Here is a 21,820-nt window from a genome sequence, read left to right on the forward strand (position 1 = left end):
TAGTTTTTTGTGGAACGATTTGGAATATTCATTCTCTTTAAGTAATGGCTGTAAATAGTTGTATGTTAAGATATTAAATAAAGCAGCTTTGTGCGCGTAAAATACCTGAAATACGCCAAGTGGAACACCCAATGATAGCGCATGGCGCCGACCCGGCGCTGTTTTAAGCTAAGATCTTAATGATTTTTCTTCTTATTCATCTTTGCCTTCTTATTGGCGCTGAAGTTATAGGTTTTGGCATTCTCCGGTTTCTTCTCATGAAAAGCTTCTCCGGGTACATGTTTGTTCGGGTCTTCTTTGGTGGGTTTTACCACCTTTTCGCTTTCCTTTTGCTTGCGGGTCTTCTGTATCACCAGTTCCTCCGGCAGCTCAACCGACTGCATTTTCTGGCCGGTAGCCTGTTCTATCTTGCGTACCTGGTCAAGTTCTATATCCGTAGCAAAGGTAATGGCTAACGTTTCTTCTTCTGCTTCCAGGTTATTGTTCACGATATGGCCGATGAACTCTTCTTTCTCCAACGGCAAATCGAAATGGAGGATGAATGGGATGCCGCTAAGGTCGATATCCGTAACAGTTTCGCCGGCTACGATCAGCACCCGCTGTGCATCGTTCGCTTTGAATTCGTTAATGTCTTTCACCTGGTGATGCTCATGAAAAGCAGGGGCAAGTAAAACAACCGACTTACGCAGGCGGTTCTCCAGGTTTTTGTACAGCGTTTCGGCAGTGGTTTTGGTATTGGCAAATACTACGGTTTTGGTAAACAGTTCCTCATCGTACATAAACAGGCTCAATAAATTAAGCTTGGTGCCAAAGTTGGGTACGTGATACAGTATTTGCGGGTGTGTCCTTATCTTTTCTTCGGGAAGTTCATCTACCTCAATGGTGGCTGCGTTAAGCATAAAAGGGGCCAGCATCTTCTCCAGCTTATCGTGCATCACTTCTGTAAAAACCAGGTGCTGCCCTTTATCAATACTGTTGGCCAGTTCTATTACGGGTAGCTGTAAACCTTGTTTTACAATGAGGTGCGCATCGTCTATGGCCATAAAGTTCACCTTGTTAAGGTTGAGACCCAGCTTTAGATAAATGGCACGGGCGCGGTCGGGTGTGGCTACTACAATGTCGGCACCATCGGCCAGGTCGTCCATTTGCTGGTCAACCGGGGCGCCGCTGTGCAAGCTAACAATGCGGAGCGTGCTATTGCGGTTCAGGCGGTCGAATTGCGCAACGATCTCAAAAACACGTTCCTGGTCGGGCGCGAGGATCAAAGCACGCGGCACGCCATCGGCCTTATAGCCGAAGCGGTTAAGGGTACCCAACACCAAAGTGGTGGTTTTGCCTGCACCTTCCGGACCTATGCCTATCACATCCTGTCCACCGGCAATGCGCGTCAAAGTTTTCAACTGCATTTCTTTCGGCATATCGAAACCCGCTTCGGTTACCGCCTTTATCAGTTGCTTATTTAGTTTGAATTTTTCTGCCCACGCCATTGTACCAAAATTTGAGGGTGCAAAGATACGCTTTTTAGTTTGCAGTTGGCAGTTAGTAGTTTGCACTGAAAAATTGCGGTTGATGTTTGTAAAACACGCGCATACAGGAGATTTTATTGTCGAAAGTTTCCTTAAATTTCCTTTTTTTTCTCAGAAAATGTGCTAATTTCTTCAAAAAATGGATAAAAACGCGCCTGAATTATCCCTTTTCCATAGCGATTGGGTTCAAAATGTAACGTTCGGGGCTGTTAATGTTTGCTTTAATTGCCATTCAGCATTGCTTATCCGTTCCATAAATGGAGCGGCAATGAAGGTGCATTACTTTGCCATATTTGATATGCCAATAACCGCAAGTCCACCTTCATTGCCGTCGACTTTTATCCGTTCCATAAATGGAGCGGCAATGAAGGTGCATTACTTTGCCATATTTGATATGCCAATAACCGCAAGTCCACCTTCATTGCCGTCGACTTTAGTCGACGGTATACGATGTTTGATACGCAAATAACCGTAAGCCCACCTTCATTGCCGTCAACTTTTATCTGTTCCATAAATGGAACGGCAATGAAGTTGCATTACTCTTTACCATATTTGACTAGCGCCAATAACCGCAAGCCCACCTTCATTGCCGTCAACTTTTATCTGTTCCATAAATGGAACGGCAATTAAGTTGCATTACTCTTTATGATGTTTGACTAGCGCAAATAACCGTAAGCCCACCTTCATTGCCGTCGACTTTAGTCGACGGCTTACTGCATGCATTACGGTGTAGCATATCGGCGACTTTTATGATGGGGTCTTGAAACAAGTTCAAAATGACATCTTTTTAAACGCTTTGCCAACTCCTCACCACCCACTAAAAATTATTCCCTACATTTAGTTCCCAATAAACCTGAAATATGAAGAAGCAATTATTCCTTTTCGGGATGCTGTGCATCCTGGGCCTCTCTGCGCGTGCGCAACAAACGTACGATGGGTTAAACAACAACATGGGCAATATCTTCCGTACCTCGGATGCTGTTAGCCGCTCCATCAGTCCCGAAAATTTCCATGGCGAGAAAGGCAAAGGCGGCATGGCCACCACGGGCACAGGTGCCGCTGCATCGCGCGAACTGGGCCAAACCTGAAAAGTGAGCCCGAGCGTGGTCATCAAAAAACACACTACCCATACCGTTGCCGAAATTGATGGCCCCGGTGCCGTGCAGCATGCCTGGATGACATAATTGGCTGTTTCAAAAATAACAAGCCCAAATGAGTGGCAAACTAAAATTCGCCATTGTAAATCTTTGTGGCCTTTGTGAAACCTTAGTGCGCTTTGTGGTTAATTTACCACAAAGGACACGAAGGAGAAACACAAAGGACACTGAGCTAAATTCATTTTTGAATGAAATTACACAAATCCAAAAAGGGCAACCTGTTGCAAACCGACGACGGATTTTTTAAAGTAAAAGGCGATCAAGATACCATTGCAAACAACGATTGGCTGGAAAGCTATCTTGGTAAGCTTTACCATTTCACCGGAGATCATTCAGCGTTAAACGCAATTTTGTTGAAAATATGAGCAATTTCGTTAGATAGCATACAAGCTGCATTTAAATAATATATCTTGTGCCCTCCAAAAAACCTGTATTCATTTAAACCGACCAATGCAAAAAAATAGTAACCTGGTAGCCGTAGCGCTCATTACCTCCCTGTTCTTTTTATGGGGATTTGCGCTGAACCTTAACCCCATATTGATCCCGCACCTTAAGAAAGCATGCCAGCTAACGGATTTCCAATCCTCGCTGATAGATTCGGCATCTTACATCGCTTATTTCCTGCTGCCTATACCGGCAGCGCTTTTTATGAAGAAGTATGGCTACAAAGGCGGCATCGTGTTGGGCCTTTTGTTGTTTTCGTTCGGGGCGGCCCTGTTTTACCCGGCAGCAGCCGTAAGAAATTACGGGTTTTTCCTTGGTGCGTTGTTTATTGTTTTCTCGGGTATGGCGTTTTTAGAAACCGCGGCCAACCCACTCATTACTTTAATAGGCGACCCAAAAAGCGCAACACAGCGTATTAACCTTGCGCAATCATTTAACGGTTTCGCAGCGGTATCGTCTACTTATTTTGGAGGGATGTTCATTTTATCGGGCAATAGTCTAACCGAGGCCCAAACAGCTGCTATGCCACCTGCCGAATTGAATACATTCTTAAACAAAGAGGCCTCAAGCGTTCAAATGCCATTTGTGGTAATCAGTCTGGTAGTTTTTGTGGTAGCTATAATGGTATGGCGTACCACCTTCCCGCCGGTTAAGGAAGAAAGCGCGGCAGAGTTAAAAGACGAGCAAAGGCCTTTATCGGTACGCATAGGTGAGTTGTTACGCAATAAACACTTAATGAGCGGTGTACTTGCCGAGTTTTTTTACGTAGGCGCGCAATCATGCGTAAGCAGTTTTTTTATTCGTTTTAGCGAAAGGGTAGCAGGCTTTGAAGAAAAACCGGCTGCTAATTATTTGGCTATTGCTTTTGGCGGGTTTATGGCGGGCCGTTTTATTGGCACCTTTTTAATGCGGTATTTTAACCCGGTAAAACTGCTCGTTACCTATACCATCATTAATATTATACTCATTATATGCGCGGTTAACCTGCACGGTACGGCTGCGGTTTACACCTTAATGGGCGTTTGGTTCTTTATGTCTATTATGTTCCCAACCATTTTCTCCTTAAGCATCAAAGATTTGGGTGCAAAAACAAAGCTGGGCTCTTCGCTGGTCATAATGGGTATTGTTGGGGGGGCATTATTGCCGCCATTGATGGGGCGTATATCAGATATGTTCAATATCCAAATTGCATACATGGTGCCCTGCGCCTGCTTTGTTGGGATACTGTGGTTTGCAGTTAAAAACTTAAAAGTGAAAAATGTAGAGATAGTAGCAGGGCATTAACCAATATCCACCACGACGATTCAATGAATTTTTCTATTACGACTTGCCTGAATAAGCAGGAATATATCAAGGTTATGTTTGTCGGCCTATATAAAAAACCGGGGTTTATTTTGGCAACCATAATAGGCGCCTACTTTTTAATAACATCGATTTTAAACTATTGCAATGTTTTAGATGCTTATGCTTATTCACCGCTTTGGGATGCGTTATTAGGTTTTTTTTTATTGCTGGCCCCATCAATAATTATTGTTATTGCGGTTAACCAGCTCAAATCAAATCCCAGCCTATTGAGCGATATGCATTATACTTTTACAGACTTGGGCATGACGGTTACAGGCAAAACCTTTAAAAGCGAGTTTTCATGGGAACATATCATGAAGCAAAAAGAGATTCGCAATTATTTGATTCTCTACCACACAAAAAAGTTTGGAAATTTTATCGACAAGTCGAAGCTAACCACAGAGCAGTTGGTTTTTATTAAGTCAAAAATTGGTGTAAATAGTTAAATATTTGCGAATTTTTTAGGAGTTGGCAAAGGGTGTGATAGTTGACAAACTTCCGAAGTTATCAAATCTGCTAGCGTACGAGAAAGGGCACAAAGGTTTTTTTCTTTGTGCCCTTTACGTTATACCCGTTTAAGTTCTTTGTGCCCCTGGGGTAATATGAGCTATAAGATATCCTTCAACTCCGCCCAAACATTCGCTCCAACAATTTTGGCGCCTTCGGCAGTAGGGTGGATGCCGTCGCCTTGGTTAAGCTTGCGTATGCCGGCAACATCCTGAAGCAGGAAGGGTACTAGCACCATAGCGTTTTTTGTGGCCAGCGTGGGGAAGATGTTCTTGAAGTTGTTGGCATAATCGGCACCCATGTTGGGCGGCACCTGCATGCCGGTGATCACCAGTTTTGCTTTCGGGTATTTGGCCTTTACTTTGTCTATAATGGCCTGCAGATTTTGAGTGGTGGCATCTACGGGTAGTCCGCGCAGGCCGTCGTTAGCGCCAAGTTCCAGCACGAAAACATCCAACGGTTGTTGTTTCAGCAGCCAGTCGATACGGCTTAGGCCGCCTGCAGATGTTTCGCCGCTTTGGCCGCCGTTTACTACGGTATAAGGGAGTTTAGCCGAATCAATTTTTGCCTGCACTACGCCGGGGAATGCCTGCGAGGCATCTTCCAACCCGTAACCGGCGGTTAAGCTATCGCCAAAAAACAAGACGATTTTTTTTTCTGCACCCTTACTAGTGGTGGATGTCGATGTGGTATCTGATCCGGCTGCTGGTTTCTTATCGCCACCGCAGGCAGTCAAAAGGGCGGTTAGCAGCAATACGGATGTTATTTTGAATGGATATTTCATATTGGTTTTATGCGTTTGAACGTAACACCTCCAAAGGCGGTTTGTTTAAAATGCCCCTGCTGTTGAGCAAGCCTATGACTACCGTTAGCCCCGTTATGGCCAGGAATATGTAGGCTACGGGTGCAAAATCTACGTGATAAGGTGTTTTGAAAGTATACTTAGCCAATAACCAACTGCTGCCTATGGCGATAACGATACCCGTTAATGCAGATAATGCGCCCAGGAACAAATACTCTAAAGCCGTTATCGAAAATATCTGCCTGCGGCTGGCACCCAGGGTGCGCAGCAAAACGCTCTCCTGAATGCGCTGGTATTTGCTGATGCGTACGGAAGAGATAAGCACGATGATACCTGTGAGGATGCTGAAACCGCTCATGAATTTGATCACGTAACCTATCTTATCCAGCAGTTCGTCCAGCACGGTAAGCACCAGGCCCAGGTCTATAATGGAGACGTTGGGGAATTGCTGCACCACCGCCTGCTGATAAGCTGCTGAAGATTTTTGCGATGGCACATGTGTAAGCAGCACATGGAACTGCGGTGCATCTTCCAGCACCCCGGTTGGGAACAGCACCTGGAAATTGGTTTGCACCCGGTTCCAATTTACCTTACGGATGCTGCTGATGTAAGTATTCATGATAACGCCTTGTACATTGAATACCAGCTTATCGCCAACTTTGGCGTTTACCCTTTGCGCAAAACGCTCCTCTGCAGATACCGGGATATCCTTGCCCGGCGTAGCCTTGCCAATGAATTTACCCGAGGTAATGTCTTCCGAACTGGTGAGCGAATCGCGGTAGGTAACGCGGTATTCCCAGGCGTAGGCGCGGGGCGATATGCGCAGCGTACTATCTTTTTTGGCATCAGCGGCGGTTTTGCCGTTTACTTTCTCCAGCCGCATGGTGATGATGGGCACTTGCGACAACACCGGCAGGCCTTCTTTGCGGGTAAGCTCGGCAAGGGGTTTTTCCTGTGCGGTTTGGATATCGAACAAGATCATATTGCTTTGATTGCCGCTTGATGATAGCGACACCTGCGCAATAAGCAATTGCTGTATCAGGAATAAAGTAGCGATAAAGGCCGTGCTTAAACCGATAGACACGGTAAGGATGATGGTTTGGTTGCGCGGCCGATATAGGTTGGCAAAGCCCTGCCGCCAGATGTAGCTCCAGCTGCTCATGATCAACAGCCGCGTAAAGCGGATGAGCAGCCAGGCAATGGCCGTCAATATCAGGAAGGCGATAAGGATGCCAACGGTGAAGGTTGCTGCGCTCGCCCAATCTTCCAGTTGCAGGTAGGAGAATCCAACTACAAAACCTACCACCAGCAAATATACCAGCCAGCGGAACGGATCACGTTTGGTGGCCGCATCCTCAAAGGAGAGGCGCAGGGTATTCAGCGGCGATATGTTGCGGATATTGATCAACGGCAACAGCGCGAACAGCACCGATATGATAATGCCCAGCAAGATGCCCTGCCATATGGCCATCCAGGAGATTTGTACGGATATGGTGATCGGCAGGAAATCCTTCAACACCAATGGCAGCAAATGCTGGATTGAAGTACCAAGCACCGCGCCCGCCACCGAACCGATTAGGCCGATGCCGGTAATCTGTATCAGGTAAATTAGGAATGCTTCGGAGGCTTTCACGCCCATGCAGCGCATGATGGCTATAGAGGCAATCTTCTCGCGGATGTAGATATTGATGGCGCTCGCCACGCCCACGCAACCCAGCAGCAAGGCTATGAACCCAACCAGCGACAAGAACCGCGACAAATCGCCAAAGGAACGGCCCGTGTTTTCTTTACGGCCCTCTACGGTATCATAGCCATAATCGGCTTTTTCCAGTTCGGGCTCTATTTTTTTGGAGAGCTTTTCGGCATCGATGCCTTGCTTTAACTTATAATAATAGGCATAGTTGATACGGCTGCCTAAGCCAATCAGTTTAGTTTCTTCGAGATATTGGAAGGGAATATACACAATCGGCGCAATGCCCGCCGCTATGCCTGTTTGCCCGGGTGCTTTATTCAATATACCCGCTATGGCGAAAGGTGTGCTGCCCACTTTTATGGAATCGCCCACCTTGGCGTTGAATTGTAGCATCAGGGTTTTATCAACCAAAGCAAATTTGCCCGTTTTGAAGCTTTTGCCCGCCTGTAATGGCGTGGTCTCTAAATCGCCGTAGTAGGGGAACGCCCCCTGCAATGCTTTTACGTTTACCAGGCGCGTACCCTGCGTGCGCGGAAAGTAGATCATCGAGGCAAAGCTCCGCTCTTCAGACCTGTCGCCACCTATGGAATCCAGCAGGGTTTGCAGCTTTTTGTCGGGTTGTTTATTGCCGGTGATGCTGAGGTCGGCACCAATCAGGGTAGCTGCCTGTGCATTGATGTCGTTTTGTATATTATACCTGAACGAATAGATAGCCACCAGTGCAGCTATGCCGAATACAATGGAGGATATAAAAAGCAATAGCCGGGCGCGGTTGCGGCGGCTATCGCGCAGGGCCATTTTAAACAGCCAGGCAAAGTTTATTTTGCGGTTAAAATTCATGTTGTCCATTTCGCCGCTTATTGGTTGCCTGTAGGTTCGTCGGATACCAGCTTACCGCCTTTTATGCGCAAGATGCGCTGTGTTTTGGCAGCAAGTTCCAAATCGTGCGTTACCAGCACCAAAGTAGTACCCGCCTCGGTGTTCAGGTCGAAGATAAGTTTTACCACTTTCTCGCTGGTTTCGGCATCTAAATTCCCGGTAGGCTCATCGGCAAACAATATCCGGGGAGAGTTGGAGAAAGCCCGGGCCAAGGATACCCTTTGCTGCTCGCCGCCCGAAAGCTGGGCAGGGTAGTGGTGGCCGCGGTCGGCCAGGCCCACTTTATCCAGCAGATCTAAAGCGCGCGCTTTGATATTCTTCTCGCCGCGCAGTTCCAGCGGTACCATCACGTTCTCTAAAGCGGTAAGCGTTGGCAACAGCTGAAAGTTTTGAAAAATAAAACCTACATACTGGTTGCGCACCTGCGCGCGTTTATCCTCGCCCAGCGAACCAAGGTCTACGCCGTTGAGCTCTACCAGGCCCGATGTGGCACTATCCAGCCCGGCGCACAGGCCAAGCAAGGTGGTTTTGCCACTGCCCGACGGGCCAACAATGGCATTGGCCGTGCCGGCACCTATGGCGAAGTTGATATTATCTAAAACCGTTAAGGTGCGCCCCGCGCTTTTATAGGTTTTGTAGAGGTTAGCGATGTTTAGTATAGTTTCCAAAACGATTATATATTTTGCTGATGCCTTGTAAATATCAACGTATTCTTAATAACGCGGTTCTATAATATTATTACTTACAAATGCATTACATTTCTATCCGGTTTTTAAAATGCCGATATTATTTCTACACTTGTAAATAAACTTATCGCTCATGCATGAATATCCCGGGCAACTGCGTATGCTGGTTGCTGTTGACTGTATAATATTTGGTTTTGATGGCACAAACGTTAAATTGTTACTGGTAAAGCGCGGTTTGATGCCCGAAAAGGGAAAATGGAGCCTGATGGGTGGCTTTATGCACCCTACAGAAAGCCCCGAAGATGCCGCAACCCGCGTGCTGGAAGAGCGCACTGGTTTAAAGAATGTCTATATGGACCAGTTTATGGTGTTTGGCAAACCCGGCCGCGACCCGGTGGAACGCACCCTATCTGTGGCCTACTTCGCTTTGATAGATATACACCAGTACGAACAGCAACTTACCGGCGAGTATAGCCCCGAGTGGTTTTTGCTGGATAATATGCCGCCCATGGTTTTTGACCATGCCGAGATGGTGGCCGGTGCGCTGAAGCAGCTGCGGTATAAGGCTGCGCTGCACCCGATACTTTTTCAACTGCTGCCAGACAAGTTTACCATACCGCAGCTACAAGCACTGTACGAGGGGGTTTATCAAACCGAGTTTGATGACCGCAATTTTAGCCGCAAACTGTTATCAACAGGCTTATTGGTAAAACTGACCGAAAAGGATAAGTTATCATCTAAAAAAGGCGCATTCTATTACCGGTTGGATCAATCGCACTACCAGGAGAACTTTGAGAAATTTTTGAACCTGGTACCCAACCCTGATAAGTTTTTTTAACCATAAAAAGCGATATATTTACGGGGGTAATCCGCAGGTTCCCGAAGGTATAATTATGGATATGATGTATTTTAGCCCAAGCCCGCGTTTTGTTGCAACCAATTAAATATAAACTATTGTTAAGTTGAATAAGGTTAAGGCGATAAGTGCGGCGGTGGCAATTATATTGGCATGTTTTGGCCATTTGGCCATTGCGCAATCCAGCCAGGGCAAAGAGTTTTGGACGGGCTGGATGTCGCACATCAAGGGTGCTGAGCAAAGCCAGATGAGCCTTTACATTACCGGTGGCGCAAACACAACGGGCAAGGTAGAGATTGCCGATGGCAGCTTCGCCATTCCGTTTACGGTAACGGCCAACCAGGTTACTACGGTAGTTATCCCCGCAAGCGCCTTTATAAAAGGGCAGGGGCAGTCAATGAAAGGCTTGCACATTACCGCGCAAAAAAACGTTGCAGTTTATGCACATATCTATGCCGCCAGCGTTTCCGGCGCAACGCTTTTGCTGCCGGTAAATGCCCTGGGCAAAAATTACTATTCTATTAACTACACACAGGCCTCTAACTCTCAACAGGTAGAAAATCTTCCCTCGTATTCCACCTTTATGGTGGTTGCTACCGAAGATAATACTACGGTAGAAATCATCCCTAAGGGCAATTTGTTAAATGGCATACCTGCTGGCCAAACATTAACCATCACCTTAAAGAAAGGCGAAGTTTATCAGGGGCTGTCGGCTACCGATCTTACCAACACGGTTATCCGTACCAAAAACGTAAACGGCGATTGCAAGCCTATAGCCGTATTCTCGGGCAGCAGCAAGATCGGCATCGGCTGCCCCGAAACGAATTTTACGTCAGACAATCTTTTCCAGCAGGTGTACCCTATTTCATCGTGGGGGAAAAATTATATTACCGTTCCGCTGAAGAACCGTAATTACGATATCTTCCGGATAATTACCAGCGAGGATAATACCGCTATCAAAATTAACGGCAATAGTACATTCATCCCGGTTGCAGGACTCACGAGCTACGAATTTACCTCACAGCAAACTAACGTAATAACGGCAGATAAGCCCATACAGGTGGTGCAATACGCCATATCACAGGGGCAAAACCTCAATGGCTGCACGCACGATAACAGTGACCTGGGCGACCCGGAGATGATATACCTAACACCTACCGAGCAAACGCTTGATCAGGTTACTTTGTACTCGAGCCCATATTTCAACATCATTGCCAACTATATCAATGTTGTCATCAAAACCGACCAGGCATCAACCTTTACGCTGGATGGCAAGCCGTACACCAGTTTTACGCCCGTGCCGGGTAACACAGCTTATTCGTATGCGCAAATAAGCGTAGATGCCGGTACGCACAACATCAGGGCGGCAGATGGTTTCAACGCCATTGCCTATGGTTTTGGCAACCTGGAATCGTACGGGTATGCCGCAGGTGCCAGCCTCAAAAACCTCAATCAGTTCATCGCCCTGGAGGATGCGGCAACCGGCAGCCCGGCCACCGTAAAAATAAACGGCTGTAAAGATATTGCTTACAAGATGCTGCTCACCCTGCCGTATGCCACCCCACGCATCCAATGGGATTTTAAAGATGGTACTGCTCCGCTTGTAATAAACAACCCTGCCTTTATCGGCACCGCCGTTAAAGAAGGGAAGACTTTATATTACTACGAGTATAACAAACCCGTAAAATACACTGCCGGCGACTATAGTGTTACAGCCACCGTAAGCAACCCTAATGGCGATATTTGCGGCGCTACTACCGATATCGATTTTGATTTCAACATTAGCGAATACCCCGATGCTAAATTTACGGTTGATGGGGCCTGCCCCGGCGAAGAAGTCGGTTTTACCGATGTTACCGATACCAAGGGCATAGCCGTAAAAACCTGGCTATGGGATTTTGGCGACGGGCAAACCAGTGCTCTGCAAAACCCTAAGCATGTGTATGCTTTGCCGGGCAATTATCATGTAGTATTAACCACCGTGAATTTCAATGATTGCGCTTCGGTTTCGCAGCCCATGGTGGTGCATGTTGCTAACAAGCCGCTGGCTGATTTTAAGATCAGTGCGCCGCTTTGTGCGGGTAAAGAAATTACCCTTACCGATGCCTCTACAACCGACGATGGCAGTATTAAAGCCTGGCTTTGGGATTTTGGTGACGGCACCAACGCCACCTTTAACGATAATAAGCCATTTACCCACCTATACGCCAATACGGGTAGTTACAAAATAAAGCTAACAGTAGCCAACCAAAATGGCTGTGTGGGCATGCCGGTAGAGCGAACCATGGTAATTAACCCCATCCCCGTAGTAGATTTTAGTTTGCCGGATGTATGTATATCTGATGTAGCCCGCTTTAGCGATAAAAGCACCATTGCCGATAATACCGAAGGCAGCTTCGCCTACCTGTGGGATTTCGGCGACAGCAAAGCCAATGCCGCCAACCCCAATACATCAACGCTTAAAAACCCAAGCCACAGGTACACACTGGCAGCGGTTTACACCGTAAAGCTTACGGTGACCAGCGCGAGTGGATGTGTATTCGAGAAAACGCAGCAGTTTACGGTTAATGGTGCGCAACCCGTGGCTAAATTTACCGTACGCGATAAAGATGCACTTTGCAGTAGCAGTCCGGTGGTGATGGATGAATCTTCTACGCTGGATTTTGGTAACTTCACCAAGATAGTTTGGTATTACGATTATAACGGCAACCGCCAGGATGCGGAAACCTTTTTGCGCCCCAATCTGCCCGCCGATAGAATATACAGCCACAGCTATGCCTTATTCAACACGCCTGCTACTAAAACTTACCGCCTGCACATGGAAGCTTACTCGGGCGATGCCTGTGTAGATAGTGTCTCTCAGGACATCGTTATAAAAGCTAACCCCATTGCCCAAGTTACCGCTTTAGGTTCCATTTGCCTGGAAGTACCGCCGGTGCAGTTGATTGCCAACAACAACGGCTTTGCCGGCACGGGTGTTTTTAGCGGCAGGGGCGTGAGTGCTTCGGGTTTATTCAGCCCGGCGGTAGCAGGGGTAGGCGTTGCTACCATTACCTATGTTTTTACGGCTACCAACGGCTGCAGCTATACTACGGCCCAGCAGATTACGGTTAACCCTACGCCAACGGTGAATGCCGGGGGCAATACTGGCTTGCTGGAGGGCGGCACGGTGCTTTTGAAAGCAAAGGCCAGCGGTAACGGCCTCACGTATAAATGGACACCAGCTACCGGGCTGGATCATGACGATGTTTTGAACCCGGTTTGTGCTGCAACAGACGATATTAATTACCGGTTAACCGTTACCAGTAGCGATGGCTGCCAGCAATCTGATGAAATTTTTGTTAAAGTGCTGAAAAAGTTGGGCGTAATAAATACCTTTACGCCTAACGGAGACGGATATAACGACACCTGGACCATAAAGTATCTCGAAAGTTACCCCGGAAACACTGTTGATGTGTACAACCGATACGGAGAAAAGGTATATTCGTCTGTTGGTTACGGCATTCCGTGGGACGGCACCTATAAAGGCGCAAATTTACCATCAGGGACCTATTATTACATTATAAACCCCAAAAATGGCCGTAAGGTTGTCTCGGGCAGTGTCACAATTATCAGATGAAGAAAACGTTACTTTTTTTTGTATTGCTTACCATATTTGTGCGTGCAGCTGTTGCCCAGCAGCGGCCACAGTACACCCAATATGTATTTAACAACTTCCTGCTAAACCCGGCCGTAACCGGTATCGAGAATTATACAGATGCCAAACTAGGTTACCGTAGCCAATGGACCGGCTTGCAAGGCGCACCGGTAACCAGCTACTTTAGCATAAACGCACCACTTGGGCAGGATTTTTTGCAGGGCGATGCAACAGCGTTCCCGGCATCGGGCGGGGAGAACCCATCGAGCAGGTTGTTCACCCAATACTATCGCGCTGCTGAACCGCATCATGGTATTGGCTTCGCCATCGTATCTGATAAAGCAGGCCCCATCACCCAAACCAATATCGATGCGAGCTATGCTTACCACCTTGGCCTTACCGACCAACTTAACCTCGCCGTGGGTGTACAGGCCGGCGTAAGCCATATTAATCTCAATACCGATATGATAACGCTGGAGACTTCCAACGACCCGGCCCTCAACAATATCAATAACAGTCAATGGAAACCCGACCTGGGCGTGGGCTTATGGGCCTATTCGTCCAGGTTTTACTTCGGCGTATCTGTACAGCAGATTTTGCCGCAGAACCTGTATATAACTACCGGCAACACAGCCAACCAAAGTAAAACAGTGCCGCACTACTTCGCAACAGGTGGCTACAAGATATTCCTTTCAGACGATGTTACGTTGCTGCCATCGGCTTTGCTTAAATTCATTGATCCGGCACCTGTAACCTTCGATATCAACATGAAGCTATCTTTCCGCGATAGGTTCTGGTTCGGTGGCTCGTTCCGCAAAGGCGATTCGTACTCTGTACTGGCTGGTTTCAACCTAAGCTCGGTAATTAACGTGGGCTATTCTTACGATGTTACCACATCGGCTCTACGCACCGTAAGCAACGGCTCGCACGAAGTGGTGTTGGGCATATTGTTAAACAATCGTTATAACTTAAAAAGTCCGCAGCACGGGTTTTAGGATTGAGGCAAGAGTTAAGAATCAAGAGACAAGACAATATTCAGATAAAAGAAAAGCCCTTTAATTGATTTTTAAAGGGCTTTTCTTTTATTTTGATTCTTGACTCTTATTTCTTGATTCTTCTATAATTCTTTCCTCAACCTTGCCACGGGGATATTCATTTGTTCGCGGTATTTGGCTACGGTGCGTCGGGCTATATTATATCCCGCATCTTTTAGTATGTCTGTCAGTTTTTCGTCGGCAAGGGGGTGGCGTTTGTCTTCCTGCCCAATGTGCTCTTCCAGTATTTTTTTAACCTCTTTGTTAGATACCTCTTCGCCGCTTTCGGTTTGGATAGCTTCGCTAAAGAACGATTTCAGCAGGAATGTGCCATGCTCGGTTTGTACATATTTGGAGTTGGCCACACGCGATACGGTAGAGATATCCATGCCAATACGGTCGGCAATATCTTTCAAGATCATCGGCTTCAGGTTCTTGTCGTCGCCGGTTAAAAAGAAATCGTACTGATACTGCATTATCGCGTTCATGGTTTTCAGCAGGGTTTGCTGGCGCTGCTTAATGGCATCAATAAACCATTTTGCCGAATCGAGCTTCTGCTTCACAAATTGTACCGCCTCTTTCAGTTTCTTGTCTTTTTGCGATGCCTTATCGTAATGCTGAAACATCTCCTGGTACGAGCGGCTTACCTTTAGCTCGGGCGCGTTCTTGCTGTTTAGCGTTAGTATCAGCATGCCATCGTTGTTGCTGATGTGGAAATCGGGTATCACCTGCATTTGCTTGGTGCTTACCTCATTGCTATCGCCCGGCTTAGGGTTTAACTTTAGTATCTCGGCAACAACGCCGCGCAACTCTATCGAGTTCATGTTCAACACCCGCTCCAGTTTATCGTAATGCTTACGGGTAAACTCGTCCAGGTAATCTTCAACTATGATGATCGCTTTTTTTACGATAGGGTCGTTAACGTCTTTTTTGCGGAGTTGTATCAGCAGGCATTCCTGAAGGCTGCGGGCACCCACACCCGGCGGGTCGAAGCTTTGGATCACCTTCAGCATATCTTCCACTTCCTCATCTTCGGCCATCACGTTTTGCGAAAAGGCCAGGTCGTCGGTAATGTTCATGATGGGGCGGCGCAGGTAGCCATCGTCATCAAGGCTGCCGATGATCTGCTTGCCTATAGCAAAATCTTTATCTGATACAGGGAGCAGGTCCAGTTGCGATTGCAGGCTCTCGAAGAACGAGCTTTGCACAGCAATGGGTATTTCCTTGCGTTCGTCTTCATCTTCGCCGTTTTGGTCGTAACGCGAGCCGTAATCGTTCACGTTATCCTCCTGCAGGTAATCGTCTATATTAAACTCATCCATCTCTCCGCGCTCTTCGTCGGCGTTGAACTTATCTTCATCGGGGTCGCGGTCGGGGTATAGTTCCTCGGGTTCGTTTATGTTAGTCAGGCTTATATCTTCAAGCGCAGGGTTTTCTTCCAGTTCTTCTTTTATACGGGTATCTAACGATACCGTAGGCACCTGCAACAGCTTAATAAATTGTATTTGCTGCGGCGAAAGTTTTTGTAAAAGTTTTTGTTGGAGGTTCTGTTTAAGCATAATTAAGACAAGGGCAAAAGTACATCAATTACCTTAACTTATAAAATAAAGAAGTTGTAACCGGCGTAATGTTGTAAATGCGTTTTGTATTAATTTGTTTGGAGGCAAAGTATAAATATTGATAACTTTAAAACTTATATATATTATATTATGGGTTTCGTAAAAGAATTTAAAGAGTTTGCCGTAAAGGGTAACGTGATTGATTTGGCGGTGGGTGTTATCATTGGTGCTGCTTTTGGTAAAATAGTCACGTCTTTAGTGTCTGATGTGATCATGCCGCCAATTGGTTATATCACCGGTGGTGTTGATTTTGCTGATAAGAAGATTGTCCTTACTCCCGCAGACGCTACAGCAAAAGTAACGGAAGTAGCTATTCATTACGGCTTGTTCATCAATGCCATTATTCAATTTTTGATTGTTGCACTTTGCATATTTGTTGCAGTGAAGGCCATTAATTCCCTAAAAAAGAAAGAAGAAGCTGCACCTGCCGCGCCGCCCGCACCATCAAAAGAAGAAGTGTTACTTGCCGAGATAAGGGATATTTTGGCTGCTAAGAAATAGTTGGCCATGCCGCCTTATTATAGCAAAGAGGACGAGAAGGTTTTGTGGTATATCTATCCCTCCATCATAATCGTTATTTTGGTTGCCTGCTATTTTTGTACGCAATATAACGACAAGCAGGTTGAAAGCAGGTTAACTAAAGAGGGTATAACGGTGTATTGCCGTATTGATTCCGTTTATGAATGGAGTAATTCCAAGCGGACGGAATATCATGTTGTGGTGGATTATACCCGTTTAGGAAACAATCAGCGGCTTGATTTGGAAGTTGACTATAAGGATTTTATATCGGGCAAGTATAGCGATACACTAATTTTAAAGCGCCTGCCTAATAATGATGCCCCCAGCTATATGAAGGTGTCGGGTTTTAGAGGTTATAGGGTAGGCTATTAAACCAAATGACAACGACAGTAATGTTGCGCCAAACGGCACTTTCCCTGCCAGCTGTAACGGAAGAGCCGCACTTCGATAAAATATCGTTCAAAATAGCTAAAAAAATATTTGCCACGCTGAACGAAATGGCAAACCGTGCCACGGTAAAGCTTTCTCCAGCCGATCAGGACATTTTTTGCCTGGCCGATAGTAATGGTGTTTACCCCGTACCTAACAAGTGGGGCAAACTTGGCTGGATGCACATCGACCTGGATATCGCCAAACCTGAAATGTGCGCAGCGTTATTAAAGGTAGCTTACTGCGAGGTAGCGCCTAAGAAATACGCGGTACTGATTAGTTTTGATGAGTGAGGTTTAGTTAATTAGAGGTTGGAGGTAAGAGATTAGGAAAAATGTGTCTGTGAAAAACAATACACTTTAATTGGAGTTCACCTCTAACCTCTAACCTCTAACCTCTAACCTCTAACCTCTAACCTCTAACCTCTAACCTCTAACTTAAAACTTAAAACGTCTTCGGCAGCTTAGGGTCGGTGATAATAATATAGTCGCCAAATTTGGCGTATTTGCTCCAATCGGGCTTGTCGAAGTTATCATCGGCGTAGGCCTGTACGTTCATTACCTTTATTTTAGGCGCGTACTTCTTTAGCTGCGCAACGGTACCCAGTTTCTCTTCGCTGTGGAAGCCACCGTTTACCTGCATTATCTTAAAATCTTTATGCGCTTTGTAGAATTTGGCAATAGAGTAGCCCATGGTAGCATCCCAAAGGTTTTGCGATTGGTACACATGCATCGGTCCGCCATGCCCGCCCATCACCTCGCCAAACTTATCATAATAGCGGCCGGTTGCGGTATCTATAGGTAGGGGTGGCAGCCAGCTTTTGGCAGTTGCATCCAGTTTTTGCAGGTCGCCCAGGCCAACGCGGGTAGTCATGTTGGTGTAGCGGGCAGGGGCGTTGGCTGCAATAACGGGCACTTGATTGTCTTTGGCAGCATCAACCATCGGGCGGTAATCTTTATAGTTTTTCCAGGCGCGGCCTTCGGTAATCAGGTTCTTCTCGCGGATAAAGCCGGCGAGGTATTCGTTCAATACCGTTTGGCAATCAGTTTGAAACATCTCCATTGATAGCGCTGTTTTGGCAGGATATTTAGCTACCAGCATCTTAAATAATACGGCCTCCAGGTAATGGCCCGTGCTATCATTATGCTCCTCGCCAAAGAAAAGCACATCGTTCTTCTCCATATCATTAATCACATCCTCCAGCGTAGCAGGGGCATTTTTGGCCGTATTGTATATTTTATAATGGGCGGCCATAGGGTCCTGACAAAAGGCGGTAAGCGGGAGCAATAAAAAAAGCAGGTAAGCAGTAAATTTCATGAGATAAGCGGCTATGTTAATATGTTAATAAATACGCGTTATCAAATAACAACATTTCTATTTGAAAAAACTAAAAAATACGCTACATTTGCACTCTTGTTTTTTAGGACGAAGATTAAGGATAATAAGAATAAAATATAGCCATGAAAAGAACGTTTCAGCCCTCACAAAGGAAAAGAAGGAATAAACACGGTTTCCGTGAGCGCATGTCAACTGCTAACGGCAGAAGGATATTAGCAGCAAGAAGAGCCAAAGGCCGCAAAAGATTGTCAGTTTCTGACGAGCGCACCCACAAAGCTTAATATACTGGTTGTTTTTCCTTTTAAATAAGGGGCCGAACCGGTTATAAGCTTAATTTAGGTTCAGCACTAACAACTATGCATACTTTTAAAAAAGAAGAACGGTTATGTAACAAGAAGCTTATCGACGGGCTCTTTCATAACGGTTCTTCTTTTTTATGTTACCCTTTCAGGGCCTCCTGGAAGCCTGTAGATAATGCGCAGGAATTCCCTGTACAGGTAGTGTTTTCAGTATCGAAAAAGCGCTACAAGCGTGCTGTGGACCGTAATGTGATCAAACGACGCATGCGCGAGGCCTACCGCCTCAACAAACAAGCATATTTATACAATATATTAGGCGAAGCCGATAAACGTATTGTTTTGTCTATTGGTTTCATTGGCAAAGAAATGGCCGATTATGCCCTTATGGAAAAGAAAATGCTTAAGCTTTTGGCGCAGCTTGGGGGGCAGGTAATTAAATGAAGTTTTTGTGGGATATATTTGTACGCCTTATTGGTAGTGTTTTTTTGCTGCTGATAAAGTTTTACCAGTACTTTATATCGCCTATAACCGGGGCATCTTGCCGTTATACACCCACCTGCTCGCAATACGGGGCAGAGGCCATCAAAAAATACGGACCATTTAAAGGCGGTTGGCTTACCCTAAAACGCATAGGCAGCTGCAACCCGTGGGGCGGCCACGGGCATGATCCGGTACCTTGAGGTTGCTGAGTGGTAAATGGTTGAGTGGTGAATGGTTGGTGTTGCGGATTATTTGCACACTGCTTATTTTTGCCAAAAACTCCACCAGTTTAATATCATCAGCTTTCAAACCACTCACCACCCACTAATCACCGCTCACTAAACAATGACCATACTACAAATAGAAACAGCAACAACATCCTGCTCGGTAGCGTTAGCCCGGGATGGGCAGGTATTGGGCCTTAAAGAAATAGACCAGCGCAATATTCACGCCGAGGTAATAACGCTTTATATAGATGGCTTACTAAAGGATGCGGCCATAAGCTATGATGCTTTGGATGCTGTTGCAGTAAGCTGTGGCCCCGGTTCGTACACTGGCTTGCGCATTGGTGTTTCTACCGCTAAAGGCTTATGTTTTGCGTTGGATAAACCACTGATATCGGTAGATACCCTGGCTGCTATGGGCAAGGGCATTGCAGATGCCGGAGGCGATATGCTATTATGCCCTATGATTGATGCCCGCCGCATGGAAGTGTTTACGGCTATATTTAATCAGCAGGGCGATATGGTTAAGCCCACCGCAGCAGAAATAATTGACGGGGATAGCTTTGCAGACTTGTTAGCCGATAATAAGATATTGTTTTTTGGCGATGGTGCAGAGAAATGCCGCGTAGCTTTAAGTGATAACCCTAATGCCAATTTCCGTAGTGGCTTTGCCAATTCTGCGGCACACCTCACGGCTATAGCTGCAGAGAAATACCTTGCGAATGATTTTGTAGACGTGGCTTACTTTGAGCCTTATTACCTTAAAGATTTTATCGCCGGCAAAAAGGCGAACGCCTAATAGTCGTCGCCGCTACCAAACAGGCGGTTCCATATCCTGCGGATGAAACCCGGTTTATTATCTATAGGTACATAACTGGCATTAAGCGGATGCTCTATCAACGGGCCGAATTTAAAGGCTGCGCCAAAGAAGATGTCTTCGCCTGTATAGGCCGCGTTACGGTTTATCTGGCCGTTGTTTTTGGCTGATGCCAATGCCAGTCTTGCGGTCGGTATCAATCTTTCGCTGCCGGCAAAAAACTCCACATTGGGTGTTTTTATCATAAACTGGCCGCCCACGCTTAATATTTTATAGTTATTGTAACTGGTAGTAAGTGTTACCGTGTAGTTTTTGTATTGCACAGGGTTTACCAGCGCCGCCGTTATACCATCAAAAAACACCTCCTTAGAAATGATAAACGTTGGCGAGTATTTATATTGGTTGTCATAGTCGAGCCAGTAGTTTTTGTTTGCGCTGATCTCAATTTTGCTGTTGGTGGGCGTAATAAAACCGCCGATCTTTTGATTGGTTTTGGTGATGTGCCTGGCTGCTTCGTAGATATTCCGCTCGCGCCGGTTCGACGAAAATTGAAATATGGTATCAGCAGCAGCAAAATTGTAGATGCTGGATCGGTTGCTCCAGTGTATAAACCCTAAATCCTTAAGGTTGAATTGCAGGTTGAATGCATCCCTTGTTCGCAACGATACGCCAAAACCAGCAGATAAGCCCGGATTGCGTAACGTCGGCAAAAAATCGCGTCCGGTGAACTCTCCGGGGTTATAGTTAAGATGATATCGGCCCCTCATAATAAGCAATGCCTGGTCGCCCGGTCGGTTTATGTCTAGCGAAGAGGATGTAGTTTCCAGCTTTTGATACCGGATACCCATTAGGGCACTAAGTTTTACGCCCAGCGCCAGTTTGCGGTTTATTTTTTCGCGGTAGGTAAAGCTAAGCTGGTGATAGGCCTGGTAAGTACCCTGGTTGTTGAAGATGTTATCGTAATGGTTGTCGGCAAAGGCATTTGGGCCGTTATACAAGGCGATGGTTTCGTCGCTGAAAAGGCCGCGGGCTTCCGCTTTGCTTTGTACCGATATGCCAATCTCGGCATTCCCCTCCAGGTTTGTAAATGCCTTGAACATCAACGAGTAATAATTGATGTTGCTGTTAAACCGGTTCATTTTGCCCTGGTTAAACGTTAGGTTGGTAGTGGTGTAATAGCCTAAAAACGCCCTCGATTTTAACGGTATCTGCGAATTACCTGTTAAAAACGTATTGGTAGACAAGTTAGGAAGAAAGAAGTTGAAAGCAAACTTACGGCTTGAATCGGGGATGAAGGTGCCGCGCGACGGATTCTCAAAGGAATCGTACAAAGTACCGGTATTGTATTGCGAAAATTGTTGGCCGAAGGAGTGTACAGTAATTAACAGCAGGGGAAATGCTAATAAAATTTTCTTCATAAATCGCTCTGAATTCTTTGCTCGCGTAAAAGCGGTTAAATATATAATATCCAATTTCACTTAGCGGTAACTGCGCTAAATAATTATGCTCTTTTAACGGGAATGCTGCTGC

Annotated in this window: 21 protein-coding genes; 14 read left to right on the forward strand and 7 right to left on the reverse strand. The window is 46.2% G+C overall.

Going from position 1 to position 21,820, the window contains the following annotated elements:
* Positions 1-176: 176 nt before the first annotated feature.
* A complete protein-coding gene (locus E2R66_RS21340; RefSeq protein WP_133234599.1) occupies positions 177-1,487 on the reverse strand; it encodes a DEAD/DEAH box helicase in 1,311 nt (436 codons plus the stop codon).
* A gap of 899 nt (positions 1,488-2,386) precedes the next feature.
* Between E2R66_RS21340 and E2R66_RS21345 the strand changes: the two genes are divergently transcribed.
* From E2R66_RS21345 to E2R66_RS21355, 4 genes are all read left to right on the forward strand, one after another.
* Positions 2,387-2,614: a hypothetical protein gene (locus E2R66_RS21345; protein ID WP_133234597.1), complete on the forward strand. Its 228-nt coding sequence runs from the start codon at positions 2,387-2,389 to the stop codon at positions 2,612-2,614.
* A 257-nt stretch (positions 2,615-2,871) separates the two neighbouring features.
* Positions 2,872-3,048, forward strand: a complete 177-nt coding sequence (locus tag E2R66_RS28485) for a hypothetical protein (RefSeq protein ID WP_158288473.1) — start codon at positions 2,872-2,874, stop codon at positions 3,046-3,048.
* Positions 3,049-3,133: 85 nt separating this feature from the next.
* Positions 3,134-4,411, forward strand: coding sequence for an L-fucose:H+ symporter permease (gene fucP / locus E2R66_RS21350; protein ID WP_133234595.1), 1,278 nt, complete (start codon positions 3,134-3,136; stop codon positions 4,409-4,411).
* Positions 4,412-4,434: 23 nt separating this feature from the next.
* On the forward strand, positions 4,435-4,917 hold the full coding sequence (locus tag E2R66_RS21355) for a YcxB family protein (protein ID WP_133234593.1): 483 nt from the start codon (positions 4,435-4,437) through the stop codon (positions 4,915-4,917).
* A 161-nt stretch (positions 4,918-5,078) separates the two neighbouring features.
* On the opposite strand, the gene E2R66_RS21360 is transcribed toward E2R66_RS21355, so the two are convergent.
* Genes E2R66_RS21360 through E2R66_RS21370 form a run of 3 tightly spaced genes read right to left on the reverse strand, consistent with a single transcriptional unit; the run spans position 5,079 to position 9,020 of the window.
* Positions 5,079-5,762, reverse strand: a complete 684-nt coding sequence (locus E2R66_RS21360) for an arylesterase (RefSeq protein WP_133234591.1) — start codon at positions 5,760-5,762, stop codon at positions 5,079-5,081.
* Positions 5,763-5,769: 7 nt separating this feature from the next.
* The gene (locus tag E2R66_RS21365) at positions 5,770-8,322 is read right to left on the reverse strand and encodes an ABC transporter permease (RefSeq protein ID WP_240049404.1); all 2,553 of its coding nucleotides are present in this window, start codon (positions 8,320-8,322) and stop codon (positions 5,770-5,772) included.
* An 8-nt stretch (positions 8,323-8,330) separates the two neighbouring features.
* A complete protein-coding gene (locus E2R66_RS21370) occupies positions 8,331-9,020 on the reverse strand; it encodes an ABC transporter ATP-binding protein (RefSeq protein WP_133234589.1) in 690 nt (229 codons plus the stop codon).
* 151 nt (positions 9,021-9,171) lie between these two features.
* Between E2R66_RS21370 and E2R66_RS21375 the strand changes: the two genes are divergently transcribed.
* The 3 genes from E2R66_RS21375 (at position 9,172) to E2R66_RS21385 (ending at position 14,526) form a co-directional block, all read left to right on the forward strand.
* Positions 9,172-9,876 carry an NUDIX hydrolase gene (locus tag E2R66_RS21375; RefSeq protein ID WP_133234587.1) on the forward strand — a complete coding sequence of 235 codons (705 nt, stop codon included), beginning with the start codon at positions 9,172-9,174 and terminating at the stop codon, positions 9,874-9,876.
* Between the two features lie 124 nt (positions 9,877-10,000).
* On the forward strand, positions 10,001-13,513 hold the full coding sequence (locus E2R66_RS21380) for a gliding motility-associated C-terminal domain-containing protein (RefSeq protein ID WP_133234585.1): 3,513 nt from the start codon (positions 10,001-10,003) through the stop codon (positions 13,511-13,513).
* Complete coding sequence (locus E2R66_RS21385; protein ID WP_133234583.1) at positions 13,510-14,526, forward strand: PorP/SprF family type IX secretion system membrane protein; 1,017 nt, start codon at positions 13,510-13,512, stop codon at positions 14,524-14,526. The genes E2R66_RS21380 and E2R66_RS21385 overlap by 4 nt, the downstream gene beginning before the upstream one ends.
* A gap of 122 nt (positions 14,527-14,648) precedes the next feature.
* Here E2R66_RS21385 and rpoN read toward each other — a convergent pair whose 3' ends face one another.
* Positions 14,649-16,124, reverse strand: coding sequence for an RNA polymerase factor sigma-54 (gene rpoN / locus E2R66_RS21390; protein ID WP_133234581.1), 1,476 nt, complete (start codon positions 16,122-16,124; stop codon positions 14,649-14,651).
* Positions 16,125-16,274: 150 nt separating this feature from the next.
* Here rpoN and mscL point away from each other — a divergent pair, with 150 nt between their 5' ends.
* The 3 genes from mscL to E2R66_RS21405 are packed head-to-tail and all read left to right on the forward strand — an operon-like array spanning position 16,275 to position 17,425.
* Positions 16,275-16,685, forward strand: coding sequence for a large-conductance mechanosensitive channel protein MscL (gene mscL / locus E2R66_RS21395; protein WP_133234579.1), 411 nt, complete (start codon positions 16,275-16,277; stop codon positions 16,683-16,685).
* Between the two features lie 6 nt (positions 16,686-16,691).
* Entirely contained in the window at positions 16,692-17,075 is a 384-nt protein-coding gene (locus tag E2R66_RS21400; protein ID WP_133234577.1) for a hypothetical protein, read from the forward strand.
* 5 nt (positions 17,076-17,080) lie between these two features.
* On the forward strand, positions 17,081-17,425 hold the full coding sequence (locus E2R66_RS21405; RefSeq protein WP_133234575.1) for an MmcQ/YjbR family DNA-binding protein: 345 nt from the start codon (positions 17,081-17,083) through the stop codon (positions 17,423-17,425).
* A gap of 151 nt (positions 17,426-17,576) precedes the next feature.
* Here the strand turns inward: E2R66_RS21405 and E2R66_RS21410 are convergent, their stop codons facing one another.
* A complete protein-coding gene (locus E2R66_RS21410) occupies positions 17,577-18,449 on the reverse strand; it encodes a ChaN family lipoprotein (protein ID WP_133234573.1) in 873 nt (290 codons plus the stop codon).
* A gap of 143 nt (positions 18,450-18,592) precedes the next feature.
* Here E2R66_RS21410 and rpmH point away from each other — a divergent pair, with 143 nt between their 5' ends.
* The 4 genes from rpmH (at position 18,593) to tsaB (ending at position 20,272) form a co-directional block, all read left to right on the forward strand.
* Positions 18,593-18,751, forward strand: coding sequence for a 50S ribosomal protein L34 (rpmH, locus tag E2R66_RS21415; RefSeq protein ID WP_133234571.1), 159 nt, complete (start codon positions 18,593-18,595; stop codon positions 18,749-18,751).
* Between the two features lie 75 nt (positions 18,752-18,826).
* Entirely contained in the window at positions 18,827-19,210 is a 384-nt protein-coding gene (gene rnpA, locus E2R66_RS21420) for a ribonuclease P protein component (RefSeq protein ID WP_133234569.1), read from the forward strand.
* The gene (yidD, locus tag E2R66_RS21425) at positions 19,207-19,449 is read left to right on the forward strand and encodes a membrane protein insertion efficiency factor YidD (RefSeq protein ID WP_133234567.1); all 243 of its coding nucleotides are present in this window, start codon (positions 19,207-19,209) and stop codon (positions 19,447-19,449) included. Before rnpA ends, yidD begins: the two co-directional genes overlap by 4 nt.
* 145 nt (positions 19,450-19,594) lie before the next feature.
* The gene (gene tsaB / locus E2R66_RS21430) at positions 19,595-20,272 is read left to right on the forward strand and encodes a tRNA (adenosine(37)-N6)-threonylcarbamoyltransferase complex dimerization subunit type 1 TsaB (protein WP_133234565.1); all 678 of its coding nucleotides are present in this window, start codon (positions 19,595-19,597) and stop codon (positions 20,270-20,272) included.
* Here tsaB and E2R66_RS21435 read toward each other — a convergent pair.
* On the reverse strand, positions 20,269-21,708 hold the full coding sequence (locus E2R66_RS21435) for a DUF5723 family protein (protein ID WP_133234563.1): 1,440 nt from the start codon (positions 21,706-21,708) through the stop codon (positions 20,269-20,271). The two genes, tsaB and E2R66_RS21435, sit on opposite strands and share 4 nt — an antisense overlap.
* Between the last annotated feature and the right edge of the window lie 112 nt (positions 21,709-21,820).

The organism is Mucilaginibacter psychrotolerans (assembly GCF_004519315.1).
Classification (GTDB): domain Bacteria; phylum Bacteroidota; class Bacteroidia; order Sphingobacteriales; family Sphingobacteriaceae; genus Mucilaginibacter; species Mucilaginibacter psychrotolerans.